The organism is Microbacterium sp. Bi128 (genome assembly GCF_918698205.1).
Map to the genome: position 1 here is coordinate 1 of NZ_CAKKMM010001222.1, position 1,541 is coordinate 1,541.

Genomic DNA, 1,541 nt, shown 5'->3' on the forward strand with positions numbered 1-1,541 from the left:
AGCCGTCTGGTTCCTGGCAGTCATTGTCCCGTCCCTGGCCCTGACGGTCCGTCGCCTCCACGACTCGAACTTCAGCGGCTGGATGTACCTCATCGTCCTCATCCCGTTTATCGGCGGCATCATTCTCCTCGTCTTCACGCTGCTGGAATCAAAACCCGAGGGCCAGCGCTTCGACGTCCCCGCATAAGCATCCGGTCGCACCCACTGACCCCGCACGAACTACAAGAAGGCCCTGCCGCCCTCGTGGGCTGCGGGGCCTTCTTCTGCCATAGGTGTGCCCTGGCCCTATGCGGGGCCGTACGGCCCCGTCCCGCCGCAACCAATAAAAAACCCCGTATCCCCGTTGAGTCAACGGTGATACGGGGTTCTTCCCGAGCTTCCTGCCAGAATCGAACTGGCGACCTTCTCATTACGAGTGAGACGCTCTACCAACTGAGCTAAGGAAGCAACCACATGAATGCCCGGCGAACCGGGCGGATCATGCAAGAGACAACTGTAATAGAGTCCCGGCGTCCGGGTCAAAATGAGCGACCGAAGCCGCCATGCGGCCCCGTCACGGACCTAGCAGACGGTGTTGTCCGCCGGGGCCTTTCCGTCCACCAGGTAGTCATCGACCGCGTTGCCGATGCAGCTGTTGGAACGGCCGTACGCCGTGTGGCCCTCACCCTTCCAGGTCAGCAGCGAGGCGTTCCCAAGCTGCTTGCGCAGCGAACTGGCCCATTCCACGGGGGTAGCCGGGTCGCCGGTGGTTCCAACTACGACAATCGGGGCCGAGCCCTTGTACTCGATCGGGGCAGGGGTCCGGACGTTCTTGTACGGCCAGTCCTTGCAGTTGCTGCCGCCATAGGCGAAGTAGTAGCCCAGGGTGGGCGACAGCTGGCGCAGCTTCTGGTCCTCGGCCCGCATGGACGCGGTGTCGGACACCATCGGGTAGTCCAGGCAGTTGATGGCGTTGAAGGCGAAGGTGCTGTTTGACGTGTAGGTGCCGCTGGGATCGCGGTCGGCGCCGAAGTCGGCCAGTTGCAACATGCCGGTGCCGTCGCCGGCCAGGGCGGTGGCGAGCGCACGGGTGAGGATCGGCCAGTTGTCATCGTTGTAGAGCGGGATGATGAGGCCGCTGACAAACGTGGAGCCCGAGACCTTCCGTCCGTCCTTCGCCGGCAGCGGGTTCGCCTCGGCCGCGCTGATGGCGTTGTGGATCTGCTGGACGCCTTCCTCGGTGCTTCCCGTGAGGGGGCATCCGGACGTCTGCTGGCATTTGGCGACATAGGCGTGGAGGGCCTTGTCGAAGGCCACGGCCTGGTCGCGGGTCAGTTCCTCGTTGCTCAGCGACGGGTCCATGGCGCCGTCGAGGACCAACCGGCCCACATTGTCCGGAAACAGCGACGCATAGGTGGAGCCCAGCAGGGTCCCGTAGGAGTAGCCGAGGTAGTTCAGCTTTGAGTCGTTGGCCACGCCGCGCAGGATGTCGAGGTCCTTGGCGGCACTGAAGGTGTCGATGTGGGCCAGCACCGGCCCGGTTTTCTCCACGCACTTGGCAG

2 protein-coding genes and 1 tRNA gene are annotated in these 1,541 nt (G+C 64.0%); 1 reads left to right on the forward strand and 2 read right to left on the reverse strand.

Annotation, left to right across the window (positions count from 1 at the left end; all coding sequences use genetic code 11):
• On the forward strand, positions 1 to 187 hold a 187-nt coding region (locus LQV45_RS31445; RefSeq protein ID WP_230011304.1), incomplete at its 5' end, for a DUF805 domain-containing protein.
• Between the two features lie 187 nt (positions 188 to 374).
• On the opposite strand, the gene LQV45_RS31450 is transcribed toward LQV45_RS31445, so the two are convergent.
• Together LQV45_RS31450 and LQV45_RS31455 are read right to left on the reverse strand one after the other, a co-directional pair.
• A tRNA-Thr gene (locus LQV45_RS31450) sits at positions 375 to 447 on the reverse strand.
• A 114-nt stretch (positions 448 to 561) separates the two neighbouring features.
• A partial coding sequence (locus LQV45_RS31455; RefSeq protein ID WP_230011306.1) for an alpha/beta hydrolase occupies positions 562 to 1,541 on the reverse strand: 980 nt, incomplete at its 5' end.